General features: G+C 70.7%; 2 protein-coding genes. Both read right to left on the reverse strand.

The genetic code is table 11. From position 1 onward, the window contains the following. Positions 1 to 52 precede the first annotated feature (52 nt). Positions 53 to 886 (reverse strand): ABC transporter permease, encoded by an 834-nt coding sequence (locus tag H9652_RS11730; protein ID WP_191796410.1) that lies wholly within the window; start codon positions 884 to 886, stop codon positions 53 to 55. After that, positions 883 to 1,911, reverse strand: coding sequence for an ATP-binding cassette domain-containing protein (locus H9652_RS11735; protein WP_191796411.1), 1,029 nt, complete (start codon positions 1,909 to 1,911; stop codon positions 883 to 885). Before H9652_RS11735 ends, H9652_RS11730 begins: the two co-directional genes overlap by 4 nt. Positions 1,912 to 2,044: the final 133 nt, after the last annotated feature.

The following is a 2,044-nucleotide window of genomic DNA, read 5'->3' on the forward strand; positions in this document are numbered from 1 at the left end:
GCCCCGGCGGGATCCGCCGGGGCACCGCCCGTCCGTGGTCGAACGCGAACGCTCAGGCCTTGCGCATGTACGCCCGCACCGTGAGGGGCGCGAAGACCGCGACGATGACCGCCGCGCCGACGAGCGAGATCACGGCGTCCGCACCCAGAACCCCGTTGTTCGTCAGCTCGCGCACCGCGGTGACCAGGTGCGAGACCGGGTTGACGTTCACGAAGCCCTGGAGCCAACCAGGCATGGTGTCGGGCTGGACGAACGCGTTCGACAGGAACGTGAGCGGGAACAGGATGATCATCGAGATCCCCTGGACGCTCGACGCCGTCCGGGCGATCACGCCGAAGAACGCGAAGATCCAGCTCACGGCCCACGAGCACACGATCACGAGCAGGCCCGCCAGGACGACCGACCCCAGGCCGCCCTCGGGGCGGTAGCCCATGGCGTAGCCCATCGCGAACGTGAGGGTCGTCGCGATGCCGTACCGGACGGTGTCAGCGAGCAGCGCTCCGGACAACGGCGCGATGCGTGCGATCGGCAGCGAGCGGAACCGGTCGAACACGCCCTTGTCCATGTCCTCGCGGAGCTGGACGCCCGTGACGACCGACGTCGTGATGACGGTCTGCACGAGGATGCCCGGGATGATCGTGGGCAGGTAGCTCACGACGTCGCCCGCGATCGCGCCGCCGAAGATGTACGTGAACATGAGCGTGAACAGGATCGGCTGGACCGTCACGTCGACGAGCTGCTCGGGCGTCCGGCGGATCTTCAGGAGCCCGCGGTACGCCATGGTGAACGTGTTGCGGACCGTCTGACCGACGCTCGTGCGGTTGGACAGGCTGCGGTCGGAGCCGGCCTGGATCTGCTGACGGGGGGCGGTGAGGGTCGTGGTCATCGCAAGGCTTCCTCTCGCGTGCTGGTGGTGGGGCAGGCGACGTCGCCAGCGGCGGCCGTGCCTGCGGTGTCGTCCTCGCCGTCGGCCGCGACGCCGTGGCCTGTGAGGGTCAGGAACACCTCGTCCAGGCTCGGCTTGTCCATGCTGATCGAGTCGACCGCGATGCGGGCCTCGCGCAGCCGGACCAGGAGGTCCGTGACCTCGTCGGGACCCGTCACCGGGACCGTGATGCGCCGGGCCTCGGGGGACGTGGTCGCTGGCACGCCGAACGTCGTCACGATGTCGAGCGCCGACCCCAGGTCTGCGGCCGCGACCAGCCCGAGCTGCAGCGACTGGTTGCCCACGGCGTCCTTGAGCTCGTCGGCCGTGCCCTCCGCGACGACGCGCCCGCGGTCGATGACCGCGATCCGGTCGGCGAGCTGGTCGGCCTCGTCGAGGTACTGCGTCGTGAGCACGACCGTCGAGCCCGTCGCGACGAGCTCGCGGATCGTGTCCCACATCTGCGCGCGGGTGCGCGGGTCGAGGCCTGTCGTGGGCTCGTCGAGGAAGATCAGCGGCGGCTGGGCGATGAGGCTCGCCGCGAGGTCCAGACGACGGCGCATGCCGCCCGAGAAGTTCTTGAGCGGGCGCGTGGCCGCCTCGGTCAGGCCGAACGTCTCGAGGAGCTCGGCGGCCTTGCGTCGAGCCTCGGCCCGACCCAGGCCGAGCAGGCGCGAGAAGATCACGAGGTTCTCGGTCGCGCTCAGCGTCTCGTCGACCGAGGCGTACTGGCCCGTGACGCCGATGAGCTGGCGCACGACCTGGGCCTCGCGGACGACGTCGTGCCCGAAGACCCGGGCCTCGCCCGCGTCGGGGCGCAGGAGCGTCGCGAGCATGCTGATGGTGGTGGTCTTGCCGGCGCCGTTCGGGCCGAGCACGCCGTACACCGAGCCGGTGCGGATGCTCAGGTCGACGCCGTCGACCGCCCGGTTGTCGCCGAACGTCCTGACGAGGCCGTGTGCCTCGACCGCCCATTCGTGGGTCATGGATTCCTCCTGGTGGCTGATGGACCCAGCCTCCGGGAGGTGCCTGTCACGCCGGTGTCAGGGCGCTGTCACGTCGCTGTCGCCGCCCGGGACTCGCCCGGGGCTCCCAGAGACACAGAAGGGCCCCCCCCCC

The sequence above is a fragment of the Oerskovia rustica genome (assembly GCF_014836555.1).
GTDB lineage: Bacteria > Actinomycetota > Actinomycetes > Actinomycetales > Cellulomonadaceae > Oerskovia > Oerskovia rustica.

What these genes read in the sequence shown, in the direction of transcription:
- H9652_RS11730 (WP_191796410.1), bottom strand. Translation starts at nt 886, where the DNA reads ATGACCACGACCCTCACCGCCCCCCGTCAGCAGATCCAGGCCGGCTCC.
- H9652_RS11735 (WP_191796411.1), bottom strand. Translation starts at nt 1,911, where the DNA reads ATGACCCACGAATGGGCGGTCGAGGCACACGGCCTCGTCAGGACGTTC.